Origin of the sequence: Streptomyces incanus (genome assembly GCF_042656345.1) — a bacterium.
In the GTDB taxonomy this organism is placed as follows: Bacteria; Actinomycetota; Actinomycetes; order Streptomycetales; family Streptomycetaceae; genus Streptomyces; species Streptomyces incanus.
Genome location: NZ_JBHSPC010000143.1, coordinates 1 through 22,258, shown reverse-complemented (window position 1 = coordinate 22,258; position 22,258 = coordinate 1). Strand labels below are relative to the sequence as shown.

Sequence of the window (22,258 nt, the reverse complement as noted above, 5' to 3'; positions counted from 1 at the left end):
ACCGGCGGCTGTCCGTGGTGTGCCCGGTCCCGTCCGGGCTGTCCGGCGTGGCGGGGCGGCGGGCGGCGCGGGGTCCTCGCCCCTCAGGGCGACGGCAGCGGCAGGCAGGGCACGCGCGGGTGCCGCAGGTGCTGTCCGCCGTCGTGGACGCACAGGGTGAAGGTCTCCGGTCCCGGCCGTCCGGCCGCGTCGTGGACGTCGAGAACCCGCTCGACGCTCTCCCACAGCCTGATCGGGCCGCCTTCCCGCACCCGCCAACCGCCGTCGCCGTCGCCGTCCGGGGTCAGCGTGGCGGCCGACCCGCTGACCACGTCGACCAGGTGCACGACGCCGCCGACGGTGGTCAGTTGCGCGTCGGGCACCGCGCTCTGCACGAGGAAGCGCAGGTGGAAGGTCTCCTCGGTCACGGCGATGATCCGCTCGGGACCGTGCCGGGCGACCCGCGACCTCCCCGGCAGCCCGGCAGCCCAGTGGGCGGGATTGCCGAACGCCGGCGCCGCGTGCGTACGCGCCGACATGAAGGAGACGGTGCCGCCCAGCAGGCGGCCCTCGGCGGTACCGTCCCCGTCCACCGTGAGCAGCACGCGGGCATACCCGTAGAGCCAGCCCGAGAGCGTCAGGAGGATCTTGCCTCCCGGCCGGGCCTGGGCGACCAGGGCCGGCGGAACGGCACGGAAGGAGCAGGCCGCCACGATCCGGTCGAACCGCGCCTCGGGCCAGTACCCGTACAGCCCGTCCGCGACCGCGAGGGTGGGGGTGTAGCCGCAGTCGTGCAGCGCGCTCGCGGCCTGCTCCAGTCGGCGCGGGTCCACCTCGATGCTGGTGACACCGGCCGACCCGAGGCGTTCGCAGACGAGCCCGGTCGAGTAGCCCGTCCCGGTGCCGATCTCCAGCACCGTGTGCCCTTCGCGGACATCGGCGTCGGCCCACATCCGCAGCGCGAGCGACGGCAGGGTGGAGGACGAGGTCGGGGCCCCTCCGTACCGCTCGGCCGGGTCCTCCCAGTCGGGTTCGTCACCGTCGAACTGGGTGATGAGCGTGGCGTCGGAGTACGCGGCGGCCAGCCAGCGCCCGTGGTCGAGCGCGGCGGTGACCGGCTGCCACAGGGTCAGCCCTTGCCCGTCGCACTCGTCGGAGGGCAGGTAGAAACCGGGCACGAACCGGTGCCGGGGCACCGCCTCCACCGCCGCCCGCCAGGCCGCATCGTCGAGGAACCCGCGTGCGGCGAGGTTCCCTGCCATGGCTCCGCGCAGCCGTGCGGCATCGGTTTCGAGGTCGACGGGCATCATCATGAACGGCTCTCTCTTTCCACGGTGAGGAGGTCGGCGAACGCCTCGGTGATGTCCTCGGCGTCGGGAAGCCAGCCCCACTGTCCGTTCGGGTTGCACTCGATCGCCGTCCAGTGTTCCGGGTCGTCCCCGTCGCCGGTGAGCGCGAAGTCGAAGCAGCCGAAGACCAGACCGAACGAGGACAGGTAGGTGTGCAGCGCCGCCTCGATGGGCGGCGGCACGCTGAGGGGCGCGTGGAGCAAGGCGCCCCAGTCGCCCCGGCGCCAGTCCAGCGCGCCGTCGGGCGCGGCGATCTGCTGGGCGAAGACCTGGCGGCCGACCACGGTGACGCGTACGTCTCCGGTCTTGGGGATCTCGGCCTGGAACAGGTGGGCGGTCGCGGTGAGCGTGTCGTCGAAGTCCTTCGGGTCGACCCGAAGGGTCCAGATCGCTCCGGCGCATCCGTCGTCGCCGGCGGGCAGGCCGCGGAACGTCTTGCAGACGACGGGTCCGTGCGCGACGGCGAACTCCCGCGCGGCCTTCACGTCGTTGGTGACCAGCGTCGGGGGGATCCTCAGCCCGAGCCGGGCGAACCTCCGGAGCTGGGCGGGCTTGAAGTCCGCACGGGCCACCGCGGCCGGGTGGTTGACGTACCGGGCACCGGGCAGGTCGTTCAGGACGCCGCCGAGCCCGTGCCGCGCCTCGGCGGCGGCGAAGTCCCTTTGCTGCCGGGGCAGATGCGCGAACCGGGCGCCGTACGGAGTGGGGCGACGGTAGTACACCGCCGCCACCTGCCCCGGCTCCACCTCCCGGCTCGCCGTACGCAGCCACCCGCCCCACGACGGACGGTTCCCGTCGACGCGGAAGCCGAACGTCAGGTCGGGCCCGATGTCGGCGGGGTCGACGCGGACGACGGGCACCCCGCGCTCGTTCAGCCCGGCGACGACCAGGTCCGCGGTGACGTCCTCCAGCGCGGTGACGACCAGGACGGTGGAGGCCATCCGGTCAGTCCGACGCGTAGTCGGTGGTGCTGTCGTCCTGCGTCTGGGGCTGCGGACCGTTCCCATCGCCGCCCCCGGACACCGACGCGGTGCTCGTCGTCTTCGACGTGCCGTGCTTGCCCATCTCGACCGGCCTCCCGGCCGCGTCGGCGTAGTGGGCGGTCTGCGTGACGGGGTCGAGCGTCACCGTCGCGTACGGCGGTGGCCCGGCCGGCAGCCGGTCGGTGACCAGGCGCAGCGCCCAGGGGGCCTCGGGGGTGAGCGTCATCATGGGTGTCCCTTCTCGGTGGTGTGGCATTTCCCGATTGACGTCACTCAGTGTGTTCATGCGTGCGTACCGTGTGAAGCCGGACGGCTCGTACGGCCGGTCGCTGTACGCGGCTGTCCGGTTTCCGTCCGGGCTGCCCGGGGTGACCTGGGCAGACGGCTGGAGTTGGTCCGGGGAAGGGCGCACGACGGGAGGGCGGCGAGCATGAGCGAGTGGGAAGCGGGGCTGGACGACGAGGAGGCCGGGGCCGTGATGTGCACGGTCACACGGCAGTTGAAACTGTGGCGGGAGGCGGCCGGCCTCACCCAGGCGGAGTTCGGGGCGGCTATCGGGTACGGGGAGGAACTGGTCTCGTCCGTGGAGCGAGGTCGGCGGATTCCTCGGCCGGAGTACCTGGACGCGGCGGACGAGGCCCTGGGCGCGGGCGGGAAGATCGCTGCGATGAAGGGGGACGTGGCGGAAGCCCGGTACCCGAAGAAGGTGCGGGACTTGCAGAAGCTGGAGGCGGGTGCGGTAGAGCTGTGCGCGTATAACAACTCCGTCATCCACGGGTTGTTGCAGACCGAGGGATACGCACGGGCAGTGCTCAGCGCCCGCCGCCCGCCCTTCACCACCGACCAGTTGGAGCAGCAGGTGGCGGCCCGCGTAGCGCGGCAGGAGATCGTCAACGACACGACAGCCCAGGCCGTCTTCAGTTTTGTCCAGTGCGAGTCGACGCTTCGTCGGCCCATCGGAGGCAAGATGGTGATGCGTGGACAGCTCGAACGACTGCTGGAAGTCTCCGCATTCCACAACGTCGACCTTCAGGTACTGCCTCTGAGCCGCGAGGAGAACTCAGGGCTCGACGGCTCGTTCAGGTTGCTCAGGCTCGGGGACGGCACCACGATCGGTCATGTCGAGGTGGCGCACATCAGCCGGGTGATCGCGGAGCCGAAAGAGGTGCAGCTTCTGGACATCCAGTATGGAATTATCCGGGCACAGGCTCTCAGCCCACGGGAGTCGATGGCCCTCATCGAGAAAGTGCTTGGAGAGACATGAAGCTGGAGTGGATAAAGAGCAGTTACAGCACGTCCAGCGGCCCCGACTGCGTTGAGGTGGCCACCCCGGACGGAAGTCACGTCCTCGTCCGCGACTCCAAGGACCCGGACGGCCCCCGCCTCGCCCTCGCCCCCACCACCTGGGCAACCTTCCTGCCGTACGCCTCCGAGCACTGACGGAGTAAACGCACGTGGCCCGCACCCGAACGCACGGGTGCGGGCCACGTCCGCGTATCAGTCGGCGACCGGAGCCGCCTCCTCCGCCGAGCCCTCCCCCCGGGCCTGCTGCAAGGTCTCCGCGATCGCGGCGAACTCCTCCAGCGCGGCCTGAAGGTCCTCGACGATCTCGGCGGCCAGCACCTCGGGTGCGGGCAGGTTGTCCGCGTCGTCGAGGCTGGGGTCGCGGAGCCAGGTGATGTCGAGATTGGCCTTGTCGCGGGCGATCAGTTCCTCGTACGTGTACGCCTTGAAGCGCTCCGTCTCGACGCGCTTGGAGCGGTACTCGTCGGGGCGGTAGCACTGCACGAAGTCTTCGAGATGGGCCCGGGTGAGCGGGTTCTGCTTGAGGGTGAAGTGCTGGGCGGTACGGAAGTCGTAGACCCACATCTTCTCGGTCCACGCCTGCTCGGGACGGGCCGGCTTGCGCTCGAAGAACAGCACGTTGGCATTTACACCTACCGCGTACCAGATTCCCTTGGGCAGGCGCAGCAGCGTGTGGACGTCGTACTCCTTCAACAGGCGTCGGCGGATGGTCTCACCCGCGCCGCCCTCGAAGAGGACGTTGTCCGGGACGACGACCGCAGCCCGGCCGTGGATCTCCAGGAGCGAGGCGATGTGCTGGACGAAGTTGAGCTGCTTGTTGGTCGTGGTGACCCAGAAGTCACGGCGCTCGTAGGCGATCGCCTCACGGGCGGCGGAGCCGTCGTCGCCGTAGACGGTGATCGACGACTTCTTGCCGAAGGGCGGGTTCGCCAGGACCAGGCTCGCGCGCTTGGTGGGCGGGGAGATGAGGACGTCACGGTCATGGACGAGGGTGGGCCCGGTGGGCTGGCCGATGCCGTGCAGGAAGAGGTTCATCGCGGCGAGACGGGCGGTGTTCCTGACCAGCTCGGTGCCCCAGATGCCACCGCTGCTGAGGTGCTTGCGCTGCTCGGGGGTGAGCTGGTTGTCGTACTCGTGGAGGATGTACTCGGCGGCGGCCAGCAGGAAGCCGCCGGTTCCGCTGGCAGGGTCGGTGATCGTGTCGTCCGGGGTGGGACGGACGCATTCGCATACAGCCCTTGGCAGTGCCTGGTTCGTGATCCCTGAGCTCAATCGCCCGTTGAGGCACGCTCGGGGACACGACCGCCCCTCAGAACAGAGCAGTTGAGCCCACAACCCTCACGCGGCTGCGCGCGTCCACGGGCGTGGTGAGGCACCTCAGGGCAAACGCGGCCTTGCCGAACCACAGAAACGACGCCGTGCCCCGGGTAACTGCCGGACGGCAGCTCCCGGGGCACGGGTTCACAGCGGGTGAAGCGTTACGTCGTCGACCGGCGCCTGCGCGCCCCCGGGCGTCGTTCGCTCGGCCGGGTCACCGGGTCGCCGGCCTCCAGCGCGGCGAGCCGGCGGCGCGCGCCGAAGTCGGCCAGGGCCTCCGCCAGCTTGTGCACCGACGGCTCCGGGGCCATGACGTCGACCCGCAGCCCGTGTTCCTCGGCCGTCTTCGCGGTCGCCGGGCCGATACAGGCGATGACCGTCACGTTGTGCGGCTTGCCCGCGATGCCGACCAGGTTCCGGACCGTCGACGACGAGGTGAAGAGCACCGCGTCGAAGCCGCCGCCCTTGATCGCCTCGCGGGTCTCCGCGGGCGGGGGCGAGGCGCGCACCGTGCGGTAGGCGGTGACGTCGTCGACCTCCCAGCCCAGGTCGATGAGACCGGCCACCAGTGTCTCGGTGGCGATGTCGGCGCGCGGCAGGAAAACCCTGTCGATCGGGTCGAAGACCGGGTCGTACGGCGGCCAGTCGTCCAGCAGCCCCGCGGCCGACTGCTCGCCGCTCGGCACCAGGTCCGGCTTCACGCCGAAGGCGATCAGCGCCTTGGCGGTCTGGTCACCCACCGCGGCGACCTTGATCCCGGCGAACGCGCGGGCGTCGAGGCCGTACTCCTCGAACTTCTCCCGCACCGCCTTGACCGCGTTGACCGAGGTGAAGGCGATCCACTCGTAGCGGCCCGTCACCAGGCCCTTGACCGCGCGTTCCATCTGCTGCGGGGTGCGCGGGGGCTCGACGGCGATGGTCGGCACCTCGTGCGGCACCGCGCCGTAGGACCGCAGTTGGTCGGAGAGCGACGCCGCCTGCTCCTTCGTACGCGGCACGAGCACCTTCCAGCCGAACATCGGCTTGGACTCGAACCACGACAGCCGGTCGCGCTGGGCGGGGGCGGAACGCTCACCGACCACGGCTATGACCGGCCGGCCGCCCTCGGGCGACGGCAGCACCTTCGCCTGCTTCAGCGTCTGCGCGATCGTGCCGAGCGTCGCCGTCCAGGTGCGCTGCCGGGTCGTCGTGCCCTCGACGGTCACCGTCAGCGGGGTGTCGGGCTTGCGACCGGCGGACACCAGTTCGCCCGCCGCCGCGCCCACCGAGTCGAGCGTCGTGGAGACGACCACCGTGCCGTCCGACGCCCCGAGCTCGGTCCAGCACCGGTCGGACGCGGTGCGCGCGTCCACGAACCGTACGTCCGTGCCCCGCGCGTCCCGCAGCGGCACACCGGCGTACGCGGGCACGCCGACCGCGGCCGCAACACCGGGGACGACCTCGAAGGGCACCCCGGCCGCCACGCACGCCAGCATCTCCTCGGCGGCGTACGCGTCGAGGCCGGGATCACCCGACACCGCACGGACGACCCGCCTGCCGCCCCGTGCAGCCTCCATGACAAGATGTCCCGCATCCCGCACCGCGGGTGCGCCTACGGTTGTTGACGCGCCGTCAACAACCTTGAGCTGAGGCGTGCCTGTGCCCGGAGCGGACAGCGCGGAAGAACCCGCCGAGTCCGTTTCCGTGGGCACCTCGGCGACGCCCTGCCTGGCATGCCGGCGTACGACGTCGAGCACCTCGTGCTCGGCGACGAGAACGTCCGCGTTCGCCAGCGCCTCGACGGCGCGCAGAGTCAACAGCCCCGGATCCCCGGGTCCGGCACCGAGGAAGGTGACGTGCCCGTGTTCGGGAGGGGGTGGAAGGGTGGTGGGGCTCACAGTGCTCGCTCCCCCATCAGACCGGCCGCGCCCTGCGCGAGCATCTCGGTGGCGAGGTCGCGACCGAGCGCCATCGCCGCCTCGTGCGTCTCGGGCACGGGACCAGTGGTGGACAACTGCACCAACCTGGTGCCGTCGGTCGTGCCGACGACGCCCCGCAGGCGCATTTCCTTGACAATCGGCCCGTCCGTCAGCAGGTCGGCGAGCGCCCCCACAGGGGCGGTGCAGCCGGCCTCCAGGGCGGCGAGCAGAGACCGCTCGGCCGTCACGGCGGCCCGTGTGAACGGGTCGTCGAGCTCGGCGAGCGCGGCGATCAGCTCCGTGTCGCGCACGGAACACTCGACCGCCAGGGCCCCCTGGCCGGGGGCGGGCAAAACCGTGTCGACCGACAGGAAGTCGGTCACCTCGTCGCTGCGTCCGACCCGGTTCAGTCCGGCGGCGGCCAGCACGACGGCGTCCAGCTCACCGCTGGTGACGTACCCGATCCGGGTGTCGACGTTCCCGCGGATCGGCACCGTCGCGAAATCCAGGCCGCGGGCTGCCGCGTACGCGTTCAGCTGGGCCATCCGACGTGCCGAGCCGGTGCCGATGCGGGCGCCGCGCGGGAGGTCGTTGAGCTTGAGCGCGTCCCGCGCGATGATCACGTCCCGCGGGTCCTCGCGCACCGGTACGGCGGCCAGGACCAGCTCGTCGTGCGGCGCGGTCGGCAGGTCCTTGAGCGAGTGCACCGCGAAGTCCACCTCGCCGCGCACCAGGGCGTCGCGCAGCGCGGCCACGAAGACGCCCGTCCCACCGATCTGCGCGAGGTGCTCGCGCGACGTGTCGCCGTACGTGGTGACCGGGACGAGCTCGACAGGCCGTCCGGTCACCTGGCTCACGGCATCCGCCACTTGCCCGGACTGGGCCATGGCGAGCTTGCTCCGCCTGGTCCCGAGCCTCAGTGCCTTTCCAGTCATGCCGGCCCTCGGTTCTCTGCGATGTTCGCGATCGTCGCGTTCTTCGCGTTCTTCTCGGTGCTTTCCTCGGCTCGGGAGACGGAGGCCACCGTCTCCGGGTCGAGGTCGAACAGGGTGCGCAACGCGTCCGCGTACCCGGCGCCGCCGGGTTCGGCCGCAAGCTGCTTGACCCGCACGGTCGGCGCGTGCAGCAGCTTGTCGACCACCCGCCGTACGGTCTGGGTGATCTCCGCGCGGTGCTTGTCGTCCAGGCCGGGCAGCCGGCCCTCGAGACGAGCGATCTCACCGGCCACCACATCCGCGGCCATGGTGCGCAGGGCGACCACGGTCGGCGTGATGTGCGCGGCCCGCTGTGCCGCCCCGAACGCCGCCACCTCGTCGGAGACGATACGCCGGACCTGGTCCACATCGGCAGCCATCGGAGCGTCCGCGGACGCCTCCGCGAGCTTCTCGATGTCGACCAGCCGCACCCCGGCGAGGCGGTGCGCGGCGGCGTCGATGTCGCGGGGCATCGCGAGGTCGAGCAGGTACAGCACGGGTTCCGGGCGCGGCGGCTCGGCCACCGGCTCCGGACGGCGCCGCTCGGGGATCCGGCCGACGCTCGCCGCGGTCGCGGCCAGCGCGCCGATCAGCTCGGGGTCCGTCCGGTCCGCGTCGGCGCCACGCCGACCGGTCCGGCGGCGGTCGACGGTGCCGCCCGCGGCCCACGCCGCGTGCTGCTCCAGCGTCGCCGCGTCCATGCCGGCGACGGCCGCCTCACCCATCACGGAGAAGCCGGGCGGCACGGAGGCCAGGTCCAGCGGGCAGTCCTCGTCGGTACCGGTGCTCACGGGGGGCAGGGGCGCCGTCCGCGCCTCCGGCACCTCGCCGCGCACGGTGTCCGGCTGCGCCCCGACCCGGCCCTCGACACCGGCGGCGAGCGCATCGGCGGTGAGGACGAGCCCGGTCGCGCCCGTGCAGGAAACGACGACGTCGGCACGTGTCAGCTCGAACGGCACCGATTCCATCGGTACCGCGCGGGCCAGCACATCCGTGTCGCCGCCCTCGGCCAGACCTGGTCCGTACTGCTCTCCGAGCAGGTCGGCGAGGCGCTCGGCGCGGTCGGCGGTGCGGTTGGCGATCACGATCTCGGAGACACCGGCCCGCGCGAGCGTGGCCGCGGCCAGCGACGACATCGAACCGGCGCCGATGACCAGGGCCTTCTTGCCCTGCGCCCAGGTCGCGACGGGCGTGCCGAGGGCCAGCTGCTCCAGGCCGAAGGTGACCAGGGACTGCCCGGCGCGGTCGATGCCGGTCTCCGAGTGGGCACGCTTGCCGACCCGGAGCGACTGCTGGAACAGGTCGTTCATCAGCCGGCCTGCGCTGTGCAGTCCCTGCGCACGCGCCAGCGAGTCCTTGATCTGGCCGAGGATCTGCCCCTCGCCCACCACCATCGAGTCCAGTCCGCAGGCCACCGAGAACATGTGGTGGACGGCTCGGTCCTCGTAGTGCACATAGAGATAGGGAGTGAGCTCCTCCAGGCCGACCCCGCTGTGCTGGGCCAGCAGCGTGGACAGCTCGGCGACACCGGCGTGGAACTTGTCCACGTCGGCGTACAGCTCGATACGGTTGCAGGTGGCGAGCACCGCGGCCTCGGTGGCCGGCTCGGCGGCGACCGTGTCCTGCAGCAGCTTGGTCTGCGCGTCCATGCTCAGCGAGGCCCGGTCCAGCACACTGACCGGCGCGCTGCGGTGGCTCAGTCCGACGACGAGGAGACTCATGTCGGCATCACGGCGGGTACGTCCCCGTCGGGTCCCTGGTCGGCGACGGGCACCTGGTCCACGGCAGCGCTCCGGCGCGAGACAGCGGGCTCCTGGTGGGAGGCGGCGGTCCCGGCGGCGGCCAGTTCGCCGGCCTTGCGCTGCTCGTGGAAGGCGAGGATCTGCAGCTCGATGGAGAGATCCACCTTGCGCACGTCGACACCGTCCGGGACGGACAGCACGGTCGGCGCGAAGTTCAGGATGGAGGTGACCCCCGCGGCGACGAGACGCTCGCAGACCTGCTGGGCGGCACCGGCGGGCGTCGCGATGACGCCGATCGACACGCCCTCGTCCTGGACGATCTTCTCGAGTTCGTCGGTGTGCTGCACCGGGATCCCGGCGACGGGCTTTCCGGCCATCGCGGGATCGGCGTCTATGAGTGCGGCGACCCGGAATCCGCGGGAGGCGAACCCGCCGTAGTTGGCGAGCGCGGCACCGAGGTTGCCGATGCCGACGATCACAACCGGCCAGTCCTGGGTCAGGCCGAGTTCACGGGAGATCTGGTACACGAGATACTCGACGTCGTAGCCGACCCCCCGGGTCCCGTAGGAGCCCAGGTAGGAGAAGTCCTTGCGCAGCTTCGCGGAGTTGACGCCCGCGGCAGCCGCCAGCTCCTCCGAGGAGACCGTGGGCACCGAGCGCTCGGAGAGCGCGGTGAGGGCGCGGAGGTACAGCGGAAGCCTGGCGACGGTGGCCTCGGGAATCCCTCGGCTACGGGTCGCCGGTCGGTGAGTTCGGCCAGTTGCCACGGTGCTCCTGCGGGTAGAGCGGGGCTTCAGGCGGTCATACGTCCCCGGACCGCCCCGTCGCATGCAGGCTATGTCTTTGTGAACGCGTGCACAAAGATGGTGTCCGTTTTGCCCACCCAAAGTGACCGGGGTCACGCGCTCCCGGCGCATGCCTACGGAACCGGCGCGCGAGCACCATCGCTCCCTTTGTTCTGGGGGCAAAACCGCACACTCTCCTCTGTGTATCCCGCCCCCGAGACCTAACCGCCATCGATCCTAAGCGACTTTCCAGCCACTTTGTACTGGCTGGTCAGTCACACCCTCAGTCGGCCAGGGCCTTGCGGAGGCGGGCCTCGTCGACGCGCCAGAACGTGTGCTGACGGCCGTCGACGAGAACGACGGGAATCTGCTCCCAGTACTGCTCGTGCAGTTCCGGGTCCTGGGTGATGTCCTTCCCCTCCCATGCGACCCCGAGGTCACCGCACACCTTCTCCACCACGGCCTGGGCGTCGTCACACAGATGACAGCCGGGTTTGCGGACGAGGGTGACGCGGGTGACGAGACGATCCTGCGGAGCCTTGCGACCAAAGAGCGGACTCATGCCGGCCATTCTCGCCCCGCGGCGGGACAGGGGAACCCCCCTGCGGCCACCGGGACGCAGAGCGGTGCACGAGGGCGTGCCCGCCGGCGTCCGGAACGGCGTACGGGGCGGGTCGTGTCCCGCGTCGTGGCGCGGGGGATCAAGCGTGGCGCGTTCCGGTACGAGGCCCCTGCCGATCTCCCAGGAGGCGGCGGTCCACAAGGCGCCCCGCTGAGACGAGTTGAACACCCGGTCCTGCGGAGCCGCCGCCCCCGACCTGCGGATTCCGGCGCCCTGACCAGCCGCACCACCCGGCGGGACGCCATCACGGAGCGGCACCCGAAGCGGCGTATGCAGCGCTGTGCGGACCGGCGCCCACGATGCGGTCCCGGTGGGCCCGGAGGGGTGCTTTAACGACACGGACGTGCAGAGTTCACGGTGTCCGAACCTCTCGACTCCGGAACTGCCGGGCGAACTGGTTATGCTCACGCCATGGCCGCTCTCGGATGGCTCACCCCCCGTAGGCGCTCCGCCACGGCGCGGAGCGTGTTGGCAGGCGAGGCCTCGGCGGAGGCCGCACGCAAATCCACCCAGGAAGTTTCCGACCGTGAACCGGATTTCCCGGTTCACGGCGACGAGCGGGCTGCCGCGTTCTTCGACCTGGACAACACCGTGATGCAGGGCGCGGCCCTGTTCCACTTCGGCAAGGGCCTGTACAAGCGGAAGTTCTTCGAGACGCGCGACCTGGCCCGGTTCGCATGGCAGCAGGCGTGGTTCCGGCTGGCCGGCGTCGAGGACCCCGAGCACATGCGGGACGCGCGCGATTCCGCGCTCTCCATCGTCAAGGGCCACCGGGTCTCCGAGCTGAAGTCCATCGGCGAGGAGATCTACGACGAGTACATGGCCGAGCGGATCTGGCCGGGCACGCGGGCACTGGCGCAGGCGCACCTGGACGCGGGCCAGCGGGTGTGGCTGGTCACGGCGGCGCCGGTGGAGATCGCCCAGGTGATCGCGCGCCGACTGGGCCTGACCGGGGCGCTCGGGACGGTGGCCGAGTCCCTCGGTGGCGTGTACACCGGCAAACTGGTGGGTGAGCCGCTGCACGGACCGGCGAAGGCCGAGGCCGTACGCGCGCTGGCGGCCGCGGAGAACCTGGACCTGAGCCGCTGCGCGGCCTACAGCGACTCCCACAACGACATCCCGATGCTCTCGCTGGTCGGGCACCCGTACGCGATCAACCCGGACTCCAAGCTGCGCAAGCACGCCCGCGCCATGGACTGGCGCCTGCGGGACTACCGCACAGGGCGCAAGGCCGCGAAGGTCGGCATTCCGGCGGCGGCGGGCGTGGGCGCGGTGGCCGGCGGCACGGCGGCCGCCATCGCGATGCACCGACGCCGACGCTGAATCCGGCACCGATTCCGGCGCGCGGCACGGCCCGGGTGCCGGTGCCGGCCGGCCCCGGCCGCCCCGGCCGACCGGTCAATTCCGCGGTGACGGACACCCGTACGGCCGCCGGTCCGATCAGCGGGGAACAGAAGTGGCGCCCCACCCGTAAACCCGGCCAATCCAACTGCCTTACCCCGCAACCCCGCTATCCAGTCCTCTTGGCTGCACACGGCCACAACGCGTCCCGCACCGAACCGAAATGCGAAGCATTTCGGTCAACATTCGCTCATCGTCGAGTGCTTGATCAAGCGCCAATCGGCCACGGAAACGACGTAATCGATGATTTCAGCAACTCGGCGTAGCAGGGTCTACACGAAGCGTTATTCTCCTCAGACGCAAACCGGCACCCCTCCGTCGCTACGACGGGTGAAAGGTTCCGGACTGCACGTGATGGAAGCTCTGCCTCTGGGAGTCCCGTGTACCCACACGTCGGGGTTGACGACCCGGGCCTGACCGCACTGCGCACAGCAGTCACGGCGGCCCGGGAGTTGCTGCGCGGCTTCGTCCCCACCGCGTACGCCGTCCCCGCATACGCCGTCCCCGCCTACGCCACCGCGCCCGCCGGTCCCTGCCCCACCGCCGCCGACGCACCCGCCGGCCCTTGCTACGCCCTCGCCGACGACAGCACCGCTGTGGGCAGACGCGGACGCCCCTCCGGCGCCGCCACCACCCGCCGTCCCGCCGCGGACAGTGACAGCGCCAGGATGATGGAGCTCGTGGAGCGCGCCCAGGCGGGCGAGGCCGACGCCTTCGGACGGCTCTACGACCAGTACAGCGACACCGTGTACCGCTACATCTACTACCGGGTGGGCAGCAAGGCGACCGCCGAGGACCTCACCAGCGAGACCTTCCTGCGGGCACTGCGCCGCATCGGCACCTTCACCTGGCAGGGGCGCGACTTCGGCGCCTGGCTCGTCACCATCGCCCGCAATCTCGTAGCCGACCACTTCAAGTCCAGCCGCTTCCGCCTCGAGATCACCACCGGGGAGATGCTCGACGCCAACGAGGTCGCGCGCTCCCCCGAGGACTCCGTCCTCGAATACCTGTCCAATGCCGCCCTCCTCGACGCCGTACGACGTCTCAACCCCCAACAGCGCGAATGCGTCACGCTCCGATTCCTCCAGGGCCTCTCCGTCGCGGAGACCGCCCGCGTGATGGGCAAGAACGAGGGAGCGATCAAGACCCTCCAGTACCGGGCCGTCCGCACCCTCGCCCGACTCCTCCCCGAGGACACGCGTTGAGCGGCCTACCGGGCGGAACGGACCCGCCACCGAAACATCACCATCCGTGACGTCCGACATGCTTTGAGTGACGCTTCGTTGACTTCCCGAACCGGCCCACCGGCGCGCGTAACCCAAGTACCGTGCCGCTCGTTGTGCGGGATGCAGGCTCCCTGTGGTCAATCCCCGACCGCCTCCGATCACCCGATCGTGTGGACATGGTCAGGGGGTGGAACCCTCAGGACCCCCTGGGGAGTCGACCGTCATGATGAGAGGAGGTGCCGCCAGTGATCGCGAACGTATCGGCGCACCGGCGGGCGAGCGCCTTCGCCCAGGCCCTGGAGGAGCAGTCCGGTCGGGGCACGGCGGCCGAGCGGTCCGAAGGATCGGCCCCGGCCGCCACGGAGACCGAACAGGCGCGGCTGCTCACGCTGGCCGCCGGTCTCGGCGAGCTGCCCAAGCCGGAGCTGGATCCCGAGGTCAAGGTCGTCCAGCGGGCCCGATTGGTGGCCGCGTTCGAGACCATGCTCCAAGAAGGCGCCGCCGCGGGCAAGGCAGCGGATTCGTCCGTACCCGATCAGCGTTCACGCCGCGCCCGGGGCGCACACCGGGCAACCCCGCTGGGGAAACTGAGACCGCGCTCGCGCCTGGCCAAGGGCCTCACCGCGGGCGGACTCGGCATCACCGTGGCCGCGGGCGCCTTCGGCGGAGCCGCCGCCGCCAGCTCCGACGCCCTGCCCGGCGACTCGCTCTACGGTCTCAAGCGCGGCATAGAGGACGTCAAGCTCGGCCTGGCCGACGGCAACGACGAGCGGGGCCGCGTCTTCCTCGACCACGCCTCCACCCGCCTCGGCGAGGCCCGTCGGCTGATGGAGCGCGGCCGCAGCGGCCACCTCGACCACGAATCCCTCGGCGAGATCCGCCGTGCCCTGTCCGGCATGCGGCACGACGCGTCCGAGGGCCATCGGCTGCTGCGCGAGGCGTACCGGCACGACCCGGACTCCCTGCGCCCCATGCAGGCCCTCTCCTCGTTCTCGAACGCGCACCGGCAGGTCTGGGGCTCTCTCCGCGACCGGCTGCCCCCGCAGCTCGGTGACGTCAGCGAGCAGGTCTCGTCGGTGTTCGACGCCATAGACGAGGACGTCGCCCCGCTGCAGTCCCTGCTCCCCGAGCCCTCGTCCCGGGAGGGCGGCGGCGACGGCAGGGGACGGCGCGGCGACTCCGGGTCCACCCCGAGCGACCCGTCCGGTACGGGCCCCTCCCGGATGCCCAGCACCGGCACCGACGGCACCGCGGACGAGGACGGCACCGGCAGCAGCGACCCCAGCAGGTCCGTCGACTCCGGCGACAAGAGCGAGGGCCTGCTCGGCGGCAACACCGGTGGGCTGCTCGACCCGCCGACAGAGAGCGGCGCCGCCGGCACCTCCCCGCCGGCCGCCGGCGGCGGCGCGACCGCGCCGGCCCCGCCCGACGTCACCCTCCCGCCCCTCCTCCCCGGCCTGCTCCCCGGACTGGGAATCGACAGCGAGGACGCGGAGTGAGGACGTCGAGCAGGAAGCCGTAGAGCCGTAGTACGCGGTGTGGCGGGCCCCCGGTCGCTGGGGGCCCGCCACACCGCGTGCGGGGCTCGGGGTTTCCTAGAAGAACACCGACCGTCGCTGCACCAGCAGCTTGTAGAGGGTGTGCTGGATCTGTTCCCGGACCTGGTCGGTCAGGTTGAACATCAGCATCGGGTCCTCGGCCGCCTCCGGCGGGTAGCTCTCCGTGTGGATCGGCTCGCCGAACTGGATGGTCCACTTCGTCGGCAGCGGGATCGCGCCGAGCGGGCCGAGCCACGGGAAGGTCGGCGTCAGCGGGAAGTACGGGAACCCGAGCAGCCGCGCGATGGTCCTGCCGTTGCCGATCATCGGGTAGATCTCCTCGGCCCCGACGACCGAGCACGGGATGATCGGCCTCCGCGCGCGCAGCGCCGTGGACACGAAGCCGCCGCGGCCGAAGCGCTGCAGCTTGTAGCGGTCGGCGAAGGGCTTGCCGAGGCCCTTGAAGCCCTCCGGCATCACCCCCACCAGTTCGCCCTGCTCCAGCAGCCGCGCCGCGTCCTCGGCGCAGGCCAGGGTGTGACCGAGCTTGCGGGCGAGTTCGTTGACCACCGGCAGCATGAACACCAGGTCCGCCGCGAGCAGCCGCAGATGCCGGTCGGCGGGGTGGTGGTCGTGGACGGCGACCTGCATCATCAGACCGTCCAGCGGCAGCGTCCCGGAGTGGTTGGCGACGATCAGGGCGCCGCCCTCGGAGGGGATGTTCTCGATGCCCTTCACCTCGACCCGGAAGTACTTCTCGTACACCGGGCGCAGCAGGGACATCAGGACCTGGTCGGTGAGTTCCTCGTCGTAGCCGAAGTCATCCACCGCGTAGTCCCCGGTGAGCCGGCGGCGCAGGAAGGCCAGCCCGCTCGCGACCCGCCGTTCCAGGCCCTCGGCTTCGTCCCCGGAACCGGACTCCGCACCGGGGGCGGCGCCGGATGCGGCGGCACCGCCGTCACGTTCTGCACGGGGCTCACGGGATTCGCGGGGCACCTGAGCATCGTCCCCGACGGACGCCCGCCCCGGCAGGGACTGGACGTCGCCCATCGCGGCAGGCCCCGCGCCCTGGCGGCGGCTTCCCGTACCCCGGCGGCGCGACGGGCGCTGCGCGGCACCCCCCACGCCCCCTGCTCCCCCACGGGAGCGGTCGTCGTCGAACGGAATGACCTTGGCGTCCGCCATCGTTGCTGCGCTCCTCAGTTGGCGCTCTGCTTCTGGGGGTGACCGCTGCCCGTGTCCGACAGGGGCAGCGCGGCGATCCGGTCGACGGCCCCCGCGAGGGCCTCCGGCGGAAGCAGCCCGGGGCCGCGGCTGCGCACGAAGTCCGCGAACGTTTCTGCTGTCGTGTACTTCGCCGTGAAGCCCAGCGTCTCGCGCATCTGGTCCGTCGCCACCACCCGGCCGTGCGTGAGCAGCCGGATCTGCTCGGGTGAGAAGTCCGACATCCCCAGCGTACGCACCAACGAGCCCGCCCAGGTGACCGCCGGGAGGAGCAGGGGCACGGTCGGCCGGCCGAGCCGCCTCGAGCACTGGGACAGCAGCAGGACGCCGTCCCCGGCGATGTTGAAGGTGCCGCTGTTGAGCGTGGAGCGCCGGGGTTCGTACGAGGCGAGGCGCAGGACGTCGATCACATCGTCCTCGTGCACGAACTGCAGCCGCGGGTCGTAGCCCAACACGGTCGGCAGGACCGGCAGCGAGAAGTAAGCGGCGAGCGGGCTGTCCGCGGCGGGGCCCAGGATGTTGGCGAACCTGAGCACACACACGGCGACATCCGGGCGGCGGCGCGCGAAGCCGCGCACATAGCCCTCGACCTCGACGGCGTCCTTCGCGAAGCCACCGCTGGGCAGGGACTTGGGCCCGGTCGTCTCGGTGAAGACCGCCGGGTCGCGGGGCGCGGAGCCGTAGACGTTCGTACTGGACTTCACGACCAGCCGCTTGACGGTCGGAGACTTCTGGCAGGCACCGAGCAGCTGCATGGTGCCGATGACGTTGGTCTCCTTGAGCGCCGTCCGGCTGCTACCGCTGCCACGCGGTGTGCCCGTGACGTCGAGATGCACGACGGTGTCGGCGCCGGACTCGGCGAGCACGCGCGCGACGGTGGGCTGCCGGATGTCGGTCTGGACGAAGTCGGCGCCGCCGAGGTGGTGCGCGGGCCGAACCGCGTCCACGGCGACGACCCGGTCCACGTCCGGATCACGCTGGATCCGCCGGACAAAACGGCTCCCCAGCGGACGAGCCGCTCCGGTCACCAGCACGACTTTCCCCACGACAGCGCCTTCCTCTTGCCTTCGCCACGAGTCCGACCCATGTGATGACAGTGGCCCCCCACCGCATCGGTGGGGGGCCACTGAACACGCTTCCGCGTCGTCGCTTACTTCTTGTTGCGACGCTGAACGCGCGTGCGCTTGAGCAGCTTGCGGTGCTTCTTCTTGGCCATCCGCTTGCGCCGCTTCTTGATAACAGAGCCCACGACTACCCTCGCTCACTTCTCATCACTCGGTGTTTGGGCGCCATGGGCCCACACGACCTACGAGGGGCCAGCCTACCCGCCCGAGCGCTGAGGTCGTAATCGAGGCGGCCGGGGAGGCCCGTGAGTGCCTTCGTCCGGATCTCCCCGGCTCACCGTCAGCCCGTTTCCACCCCCACATAGCTCTCGCGGAGGTACTCGTGAACCGCTTGCTCGGGGACGCGGAAGGACCGCCCCACCCGGATCGCGGGCAGATGACCACTGTGCACCAGGCGGTACACGGTCATCTTCGACACTCGCATCACCGAGGCGACTTCCGCCACGGTAAGGAACTGAACCTCGTTCAGAGGCCTCTCGCCAGCTGCAGCCATGACACACCTGAACCTTCCGCACTCGACGGCCACCGGCTTCCCCTTCCGGTGACTCTTCGTCGTTGCGTGCTCACTCCCCAATGTAGGGGCGGGTGATGCGAGTGGGGAAGAGGTGCACCCATCGGCGGCCTACTGTGACAGACACGCTCGATTGAGTACGTAGCGGGCCAGCGGCAGGTAGTGAGCGGACCGCACACCGTCGTCAAGTGGAACGACCACCGAGAGGCACCCCTCGGCCTCCCCCACGAACGGGGCGGGGTCGTTCACATCGGCCAGCGCGATGGCTTCGAACCCCAGCTGACCTGCCCCGCAGGCCCAGCCGTGATCTCCGATCACCAGCCCGGGAAGCGGCCCGCCGGCCTCGGCGGCCGCGGCGAGCGCGGTCCGAACCGGGAGCGGGGAGTGCGTATGTGCGCCGGGCTCACCACCGGGGCGTTCGGAACGTGCGCCCCGGACCAGCGCGACTCCTCGTACGTAGTCGAGGTTGTGCGTGCGTAGACCGAACCGGGTCGTTATGTCGACACAGCGACCCTGCGCAGGGGTGAGGACCTCACACCCCGCCGCCGACAGAGCGTCTGCCAGAGCACCGTAGAAACCGAGCAGCCGGTGCGGGTGACCGGTGCCGAGCAGCACGGGCGCACCGCTCCGGGCCGCGGCCGCGATCCGCTCCGCATAGACGTCCAGGGCGGCTAGGGTCCGCTCCGGGGCGATCACATCATGCCCGGAAACGTGATGGGGATCGGCCGAAACACCACACCTGGCCGACATCAACTCGATCAGTTCCCGCTGCCCCCATATCCCTTCCGGGTCGAGGCCGATCAGTGCGCGCGGGTCCCGGGCGGCGAAGAGCCGGTAGCTCCGCAGGCTCTCCTCCCTCGTGGTGGCCACGGTCCCGGACAGCCGGGCGGCCAGCAGATGCGCACGAAGACCGGCGACGCTCGGGCCGGCGGACAGGCCGGCGGGCGGATCGGCGGACAGGCCGGCGGGCGGATCGGTCGTGGTCGGCACGGCAGCGATGGTGCGCGATCCGGCCCCGGGCCACCCCGGGAACCCGGGAAACACCGCACGGTCGGCGTAACCACGCCGGAACAACAGGGCAGGCCGACCACGCAGGGCCGCGGTACAGCCACGGCCTCCGAGCTAGGTCAGCAGCCCCCGCAACGGGAACACCGCGCGTCGGGTCGCCAGGACCGCCTGGTCCAGTCGGTCCGCCGGGTCGTAGCCGGCCTCCCAGGAGGCCCAGGACACGGGCCACCGGCCGTCGGTCATCCGCACCGGCCCCAGCTGCCGGGTCCGGGCGTACACCTCCTGCCGCCAGCTCTCGGGGATCATCGTCACCGGATCCACCGGCTTCCCGGCCGCGATCCCCACCAGATGCGTCCAGGACCGCGGGACGACCTCCACCACCGCGTAACCGCCACCGCCCAGCGCCACCCACCGGCCGTCGGCGTACTCGTGCGCCAGCTCGTGGCACGCCACCTGCACCGCACGCTGCGCGTCCAGCGACACCGCCAGATGGGCCAGCGGATCCTCGAAGTGCGTGTCGGCCCCGTGCTGCGTGACCAGCACCTGCGGCCGGAAGTCGGCGAGCAGTTCCGGCACCACGGCGTGGAACGCCCGAAGCCATCCCCCGTCCCCGGTCCCGGCCGGCAGGGCGACATTGACCGCGCTGCCCTGCGCGCTGTCCGCCCCGGTCTCCTCCGGCCACCCGGTCTGCGGGAACAGGGTCCGGGGATGCTCGTGCAGCGACACCGTGAGGACCCGCGGGTCCTCCCAGAACGCCGCCTGCACCCCGTCCCCGTGATGCACGTCGACGTCGATGTACGCGACGCGTTCGGCGCCCAGCTCCAGCAGCCGGGCGATGGCCAGCGCCGCGTCGTTGTACACGCAGAACCCCGAGGCCGCCCCCGGCATCGCGTGGTGCAGCCCGCCCGCGAAGTTCACCGCGTGCAGCGCCTCACCGCGCCACACGGCCTCCGCCGCGCCCACCGACTGCCCCGCGATCAGCGCCGACGCCTCGTGCATCCCGGCGAAGGCGGGATCATCCGTCGTCCCCAGCCCGTACGCCGGGTCCGCCGCCGCCGGGTCCGCCGACGCCGCCCGGACCGCGCCGATGTAGTCCTCGCGGTGCACCAGCCGCAGCGTCGACTCACCGGCCGTCTTCGCGGCGACCACCGTGACCTCGCGGTCCAGCCCCAGGGCGCCCACCAGACTCCGGGTCAGCGCGAGCCGGACCGGGTCCATTGGATGGTCCCGGCCGAAGTCATAGCCCGTGACTGCCTCGTCCCACATCAGCTGCGTGCGGCCGCTCATGCCCGCCACCGTATCGGTCCGCTTCAGGAGCGAACGACCTGGCATGCACGAGTGTCACCAGCACCATCACCATCGGCACAAGCATCGCCCCGCGATAGCCCCAGACGTCCCCGAGCACCCCGACCAGGGGGGAGCCGATCAGGAACCCCACATAGTTGAAGACGTTGAGCCGCGCGACGGCCGCGTCCGACGCCCCCGGGAACAACCGCCCCGCCGCCGCGAAGGTCTGCGGCACCAGCACACAGAGCCCCAGCCCCAGCAGCGTGAACCCCAGCATCCCCACCCACTCCCCCGGCGCCCCGGAGACCACGGCGAACCCCACCGCCGCCACCAGCGCCCCGGCCCGCACCACCGCCACAGCACCGAAGCGCCGCACCCCGAAGTCCCCGATCGTCCGCCCCAGCAGCGTGGTGACCATGTAGACGTTGTACGGAACGGTCGCCATCTGCTCCGAACTCCCCAGCACGTCCTGAAGGTACTTCGCGCTCCAGTTCGAGACCGTCGAGTCCCCGATGTACGCCACCGTCATCACCAGACACAACGGCAGCAGCAGCTTGAAGGCGACGGACCCGGCCCTGTCCACACTCTCGGCGGCCGGCCCGGCGACATGGTCCTGACGCCGGCCCGTGCCCTGGTCCTCCCGCTGCTCCTGGTCCACGTACCACCGGCTCCCGATCAGCACCGCCGGCATCAGCACCAGCACGACCGGCAGATACGACACCCACAGCGCCAGCTGCCAGTGTGCTCCCACCCACGCGAGCGACGCCCCGGCGATTCCGCCCAAGCTGTAGGCGGCGTGGAAACTCAGCATGATGCTGCGCCCGTACGCCCGTTGGAGACTCACCCCGAGCATGTTCATCGAAGCGTCCAGCGCCCCCACGGCCAGCCCGAACACGGCCAGCGCCACGGCCAGCCCGGCCATGTGCTCCCCCGCCCCGACCCCGAGCAGCGCCAGCAGCACGACCGGCTGCGACCACCGCAGCACCCGGCTCGGCGGCACCACCTTCACCAGCCGCTCCGTCGCCACGCTCCCGATACCGGCGAGCACCGGCACTGCGGCGAGGAAGGCGGGCAGCAGCGCGTCGGACACCCCGTACCGGTTCTGAATGGCCGGAATCCGCGTCACGAGCAGAGCGAAGGCGACTCCCTGCACCAGGAAGGCGAACGCCAGCGAGGCCCTGCCGCGTCGCAGCACATCAGTCATGGCGGCGAGCGTAGGGCCCCGACGTACTGGTGGGTAGATCCGGCCAAAGGTGAATTGTGCTCAGTTCCTTCGCAGCAACCCCGGCAACTCACGCATATCCGCGAAGAGTTGCGTGGCCTCCGCCAGCTTGTCGGCCGGTGTCATCGAGGCGAACCCGTACACGTCCATCCCTGCCGCGACCGCCGCCTGTACGCCCAGCGGGCTGTCCTCCACCACGGCACACCGCTCCGGCGCGACGCCCATCCGCTCGGCCGCGTACAGGAACAGGTCCGGTGCCGGCTTGCCCCGCCCGACGTCCTGGGAGCTGAAGATCCGCTCGTCGTCGAACCACCGGTCGAGCCCGGTCGTACGGTGCCCCACCCGGATCCGCTCATGGCTCCCGGACGAGGCCACGCAGTACGGCACTCCCTCGGCCGCCAGCGCCTCCAGCACATCGGCGGCACCGGCCACCGGCTTCAACTCCCGCTCGAACGCGGCGAAGACGCGGGCATGGAAGACATCGTCGAAGTCGTCCGGCAACCGCAGCCCGGTCCGCTCCTCCACCAGGTCGTGCACCCGGTGCATGGCGGACCCCATGTAGTCACGGATGGAGTCCTCGTACGACGTCGGATGCCCGAGCTCGGTGAGATAGCCGGCCAGGAGCCGGTTGGAAATGGGCTCGCTATCGACGAGGACACCGTCGTTGTCAAAAATGACCAGATCATAGTGCATGACTCCGACCATAAACGCAGAAAGCCCCGTGCCAGGGGCACGGGGCTTTCTCCACAAGAATTGTTCGGCG

22 protein-coding genes are annotated in these 22,258 nt (G+C 71.0%); 5 read left to right on the top strand and 17 right to left on the bottom strand.

Features of this window, described 5'->3' with window-relative positions:
• Nucleotides 1-83: 83 nt before the first annotated feature.
• From tgmC to ACFP2V_RS34780, 3 genes are read right to left on the bottom strand one after another with little or no spacing between them, the layout of a single operon-like run.
• Nucleotides 84-1,292 carry an ATP-grasp peptide maturase system methyltransferase gene (tgmC, locus tag ACFP2V_RS34790; protein WP_381219394.1) on the bottom strand — a complete coding sequence of 403 codons (1,209 nt, stop codon included), beginning with the start codon at nucleotides 1,290-1,292 and terminating at the stop codon, nucleotides 84-86.
• Nucleotides 1,289-2,269: an ATP-grasp ribosomal peptide maturase gene (gene tgmB, locus ACFP2V_RS34785; RefSeq protein WP_381219392.1), complete on the bottom strand. Its 981-nt coding sequence runs from the start codon at nucleotides 2,267-2,269 to the stop codon at nucleotides 1,289-1,291. Before tgmB ends, tgmC begins: the two co-directional genes overlap by 4 nt.
• 4 nt (nucleotides 2,270-2,273) lie before the next feature.
• Nucleotides 2,274-2,540 (bottom strand): putative ATP-grasp-modified RiPP, encoded by a 267-nt coding sequence (locus tag ACFP2V_RS34780; RefSeq protein ID WP_381219390.1) that lies wholly within the window; start codon nucleotides 2,538-2,540, stop codon nucleotides 2,274-2,276.
• 201 nt (nucleotides 2,541-2,741) lie between these two features.
• On the opposite strand from ACFP2V_RS34780, the gene ACFP2V_RS34775 reads away from it, so the two are divergent.
• Together ACFP2V_RS34775 and ACFP2V_RS34770 are read left to right on the top strand one after the other, a co-directional pair.
• A complete protein-coding gene (locus tag ACFP2V_RS34775) occupies nucleotides 2,742-3,575 on the top strand; it encodes a helix-turn-helix domain-containing protein (RefSeq protein ID WP_381219388.1) in 834 nt (277 codons plus the stop codon).
• Nucleotides 3,572-3,751: a DUF397 domain-containing protein gene (locus ACFP2V_RS34770; protein ID WP_381219385.1), complete on the top strand. Its 180-nt coding sequence runs from the start codon at nucleotides 3,572-3,574 to the stop codon at nucleotides 3,749-3,751. The genes ACFP2V_RS34775 and ACFP2V_RS34770 overlap by 4 nt, the downstream gene beginning before the upstream one ends.
• A gap of 57 nt (nucleotides 3,752-3,808) precedes the next feature.
• Here the strand turns inward: ACFP2V_RS34770 and ACFP2V_RS34765 are convergent, their stop codons facing one another.
• From ACFP2V_RS34765 to ACFP2V_RS34740, 6 genes are all read right to left on the bottom strand, one after another.
• Complete coding sequence (locus tag ACFP2V_RS34765) at nucleotides 3,809-4,888, bottom strand: HsdM family class I SAM-dependent methyltransferase (protein WP_381219383.1); 1,080 nt, start codon at nucleotides 4,886-4,888, stop codon at nucleotides 3,809-3,811.
• Between the two features lie 206 nt (nucleotides 4,889-5,094).
• The gene (locus tag ACFP2V_RS34760) at nucleotides 5,095-6,810 is read right to left on the bottom strand and encodes a bifunctional uroporphyrinogen-III C-methyltransferase/uroporphyrinogen-III synthase (protein ID WP_381219381.1); all 1,716 of its coding nucleotides are present in this window, start codon (nucleotides 6,808-6,810) and stop codon (nucleotides 5,095-5,097) included.
• Complete coding sequence (gene hemC / locus ACFP2V_RS34755; protein ID WP_381219379.1) at nucleotides 6,807-7,766, bottom strand: hydroxymethylbilane synthase; 960 nt, start codon at nucleotides 7,764-7,766, stop codon at nucleotides 6,807-6,809. Before hemC ends, ACFP2V_RS34760 begins: the two co-directional genes overlap by 4 nt.
• Nucleotides 7,763-9,526: a glutamyl-tRNA reductase gene (locus ACFP2V_RS34750; protein WP_381219376.1), complete on the bottom strand. Its 1,764-nt coding sequence runs from the start codon at nucleotides 9,524-9,526 to the stop codon at nucleotides 7,763-7,765. Before ACFP2V_RS34750 ends, hemC begins: the two co-directional genes overlap by 4 nt.
• Nucleotides 9,523-10,314 (bottom strand): redox-sensing transcriptional repressor Rex, encoded by a 792-nt coding sequence (locus ACFP2V_RS34745; RefSeq protein ID WP_381219374.1) that lies wholly within the window; start codon nucleotides 10,312-10,314, stop codon nucleotides 9,523-9,525. Before ACFP2V_RS34745 ends, ACFP2V_RS34750 begins: the two co-directional genes overlap by 4 nt.
• Nucleotides 10,315-10,615: 301 nt before the next feature.
• Nucleotides 10,616-10,903, bottom strand: a complete 288-nt coding sequence (locus ACFP2V_RS34740; RefSeq protein ID WP_381219372.1) for a glutaredoxin family protein — start codon at nucleotides 10,901-10,903, stop codon at nucleotides 10,616-10,618.
• A 462-nt stretch (nucleotides 10,904-11,365) separates the two neighbouring features.
• On the opposite strand from ACFP2V_RS34740, the gene ACFP2V_RS34735 reads away from it, so the two are divergent.
• The 3 genes from ACFP2V_RS34735 (at nucleotide 11,366) to ACFP2V_RS34725 (ending at nucleotide 15,080) form a co-directional block, all read left to right on the top strand.
• Nucleotides 11,366-12,277: an HAD family hydrolase gene (locus ACFP2V_RS34735; RefSeq protein ID WP_381219370.1), complete on the top strand. Its 912-nt coding sequence runs from the start codon at nucleotides 11,366-11,368 to the stop codon at nucleotides 12,275-12,277.
• 458 nt (nucleotides 12,278-12,735) lie between these two features.
• A complete protein-coding gene (locus ACFP2V_RS34730) occupies nucleotides 12,736-13,560 on the top strand; it encodes an ECF subfamily RNA polymerase sigma factor, BldN family (RefSeq protein WP_381219368.1) in 825 nt (274 codons plus the stop codon).
• A 266-nt stretch (nucleotides 13,561-13,826) separates the two neighbouring features.
• On the top strand, nucleotides 13,827-15,080 hold the full coding sequence (locus ACFP2V_RS34725) for a DUF5667 domain-containing protein (protein WP_381219365.1): 1,254 nt from the start codon (nucleotides 13,827-13,829) through the stop codon (nucleotides 15,078-15,080).
• Nucleotides 15,081-15,176: 96 nt separating this feature from the next.
• Here the strand turns inward: ACFP2V_RS34725 and ACFP2V_RS34720 are convergent, their stop codons facing one another.
• From ACFP2V_RS34720 to ACFP2V_RS34685, 8 genes are all read right to left on the bottom strand, one after another.
• Nucleotides 15,177-16,304, bottom strand: coding sequence for a lysophospholipid acyltransferase family protein (locus ACFP2V_RS34720; protein ID WP_381219363.1), 1,128 nt, complete (start codon nucleotides 16,302-16,304; stop codon nucleotides 15,177-15,179).
• Between the two features lie 14 nt (nucleotides 16,305-16,318).
• Nucleotides 16,319-17,389 (bottom strand): NAD-dependent epimerase/dehydratase family protein, encoded by a 1,071-nt coding sequence (locus ACFP2V_RS34715; RefSeq protein WP_381219361.1) that lies wholly within the window; start codon nucleotides 17,387-17,389, stop codon nucleotides 16,319-16,321.
• A 104-nt stretch (nucleotides 17,390-17,493) separates the two neighbouring features.
• A complete protein-coding gene (locus ACFP2V_RS34710; protein ID WP_003948845.1) occupies nucleotides 17,494-17,592 on the bottom strand; it encodes a 30S ribosomal protein bS22 in 99 nt (32 codons plus the stop codon).
• 155 nt (nucleotides 17,593-17,747) lie between these two features.
• On the bottom strand, nucleotides 17,748-17,960 hold the full coding sequence (locus ACFP2V_RS34705) for a helix-turn-helix domain-containing protein (protein ID WP_381219358.1): 213 nt from the start codon (nucleotides 17,958-17,960) through the stop codon (nucleotides 17,748-17,750).
• Between the two features lie 129 nt (nucleotides 17,961-18,089).
• Entirely contained in the window at nucleotides 18,090-18,914 is an 825-nt protein-coding gene (locus ACFP2V_RS34700) for a phosphatase (protein ID WP_381219416.1), read from the bottom strand.
• A 186-nt stretch (nucleotides 18,915-19,100) separates the two neighbouring features.
• The gene (locus tag ACFP2V_RS34695; RefSeq protein ID WP_381219356.1) at nucleotides 19,101-20,273 is read right to left on the bottom strand and encodes an acetoin utilization protein AcuC; all 1,173 of its coding nucleotides are present in this window, start codon (nucleotides 20,271-20,273) and stop codon (nucleotides 19,101-19,103) included.
• Complete coding sequence (locus ACFP2V_RS34690) at nucleotides 20,224-21,477, bottom strand: MFS transporter (RefSeq protein WP_381219354.1); 1,254 nt, start codon at nucleotides 21,475-21,477, stop codon at nucleotides 20,224-20,226. Before ACFP2V_RS34690 ends, ACFP2V_RS34695 begins: the two co-directional genes overlap by 50 nt.
• A gap of 60 nt (nucleotides 21,478-21,537) precedes the next feature.
• Nucleotides 21,538-22,188 carry an HAD family hydrolase gene (locus ACFP2V_RS34685; RefSeq protein ID WP_381219352.1) on the bottom strand — a complete coding sequence of 217 codons (651 nt, stop codon included), beginning with the start codon at nucleotides 22,186-22,188 and terminating at the stop codon, nucleotides 21,538-21,540.
• Between the last annotated feature and the right edge of the window lie 70 nt (nucleotides 22,189-22,258).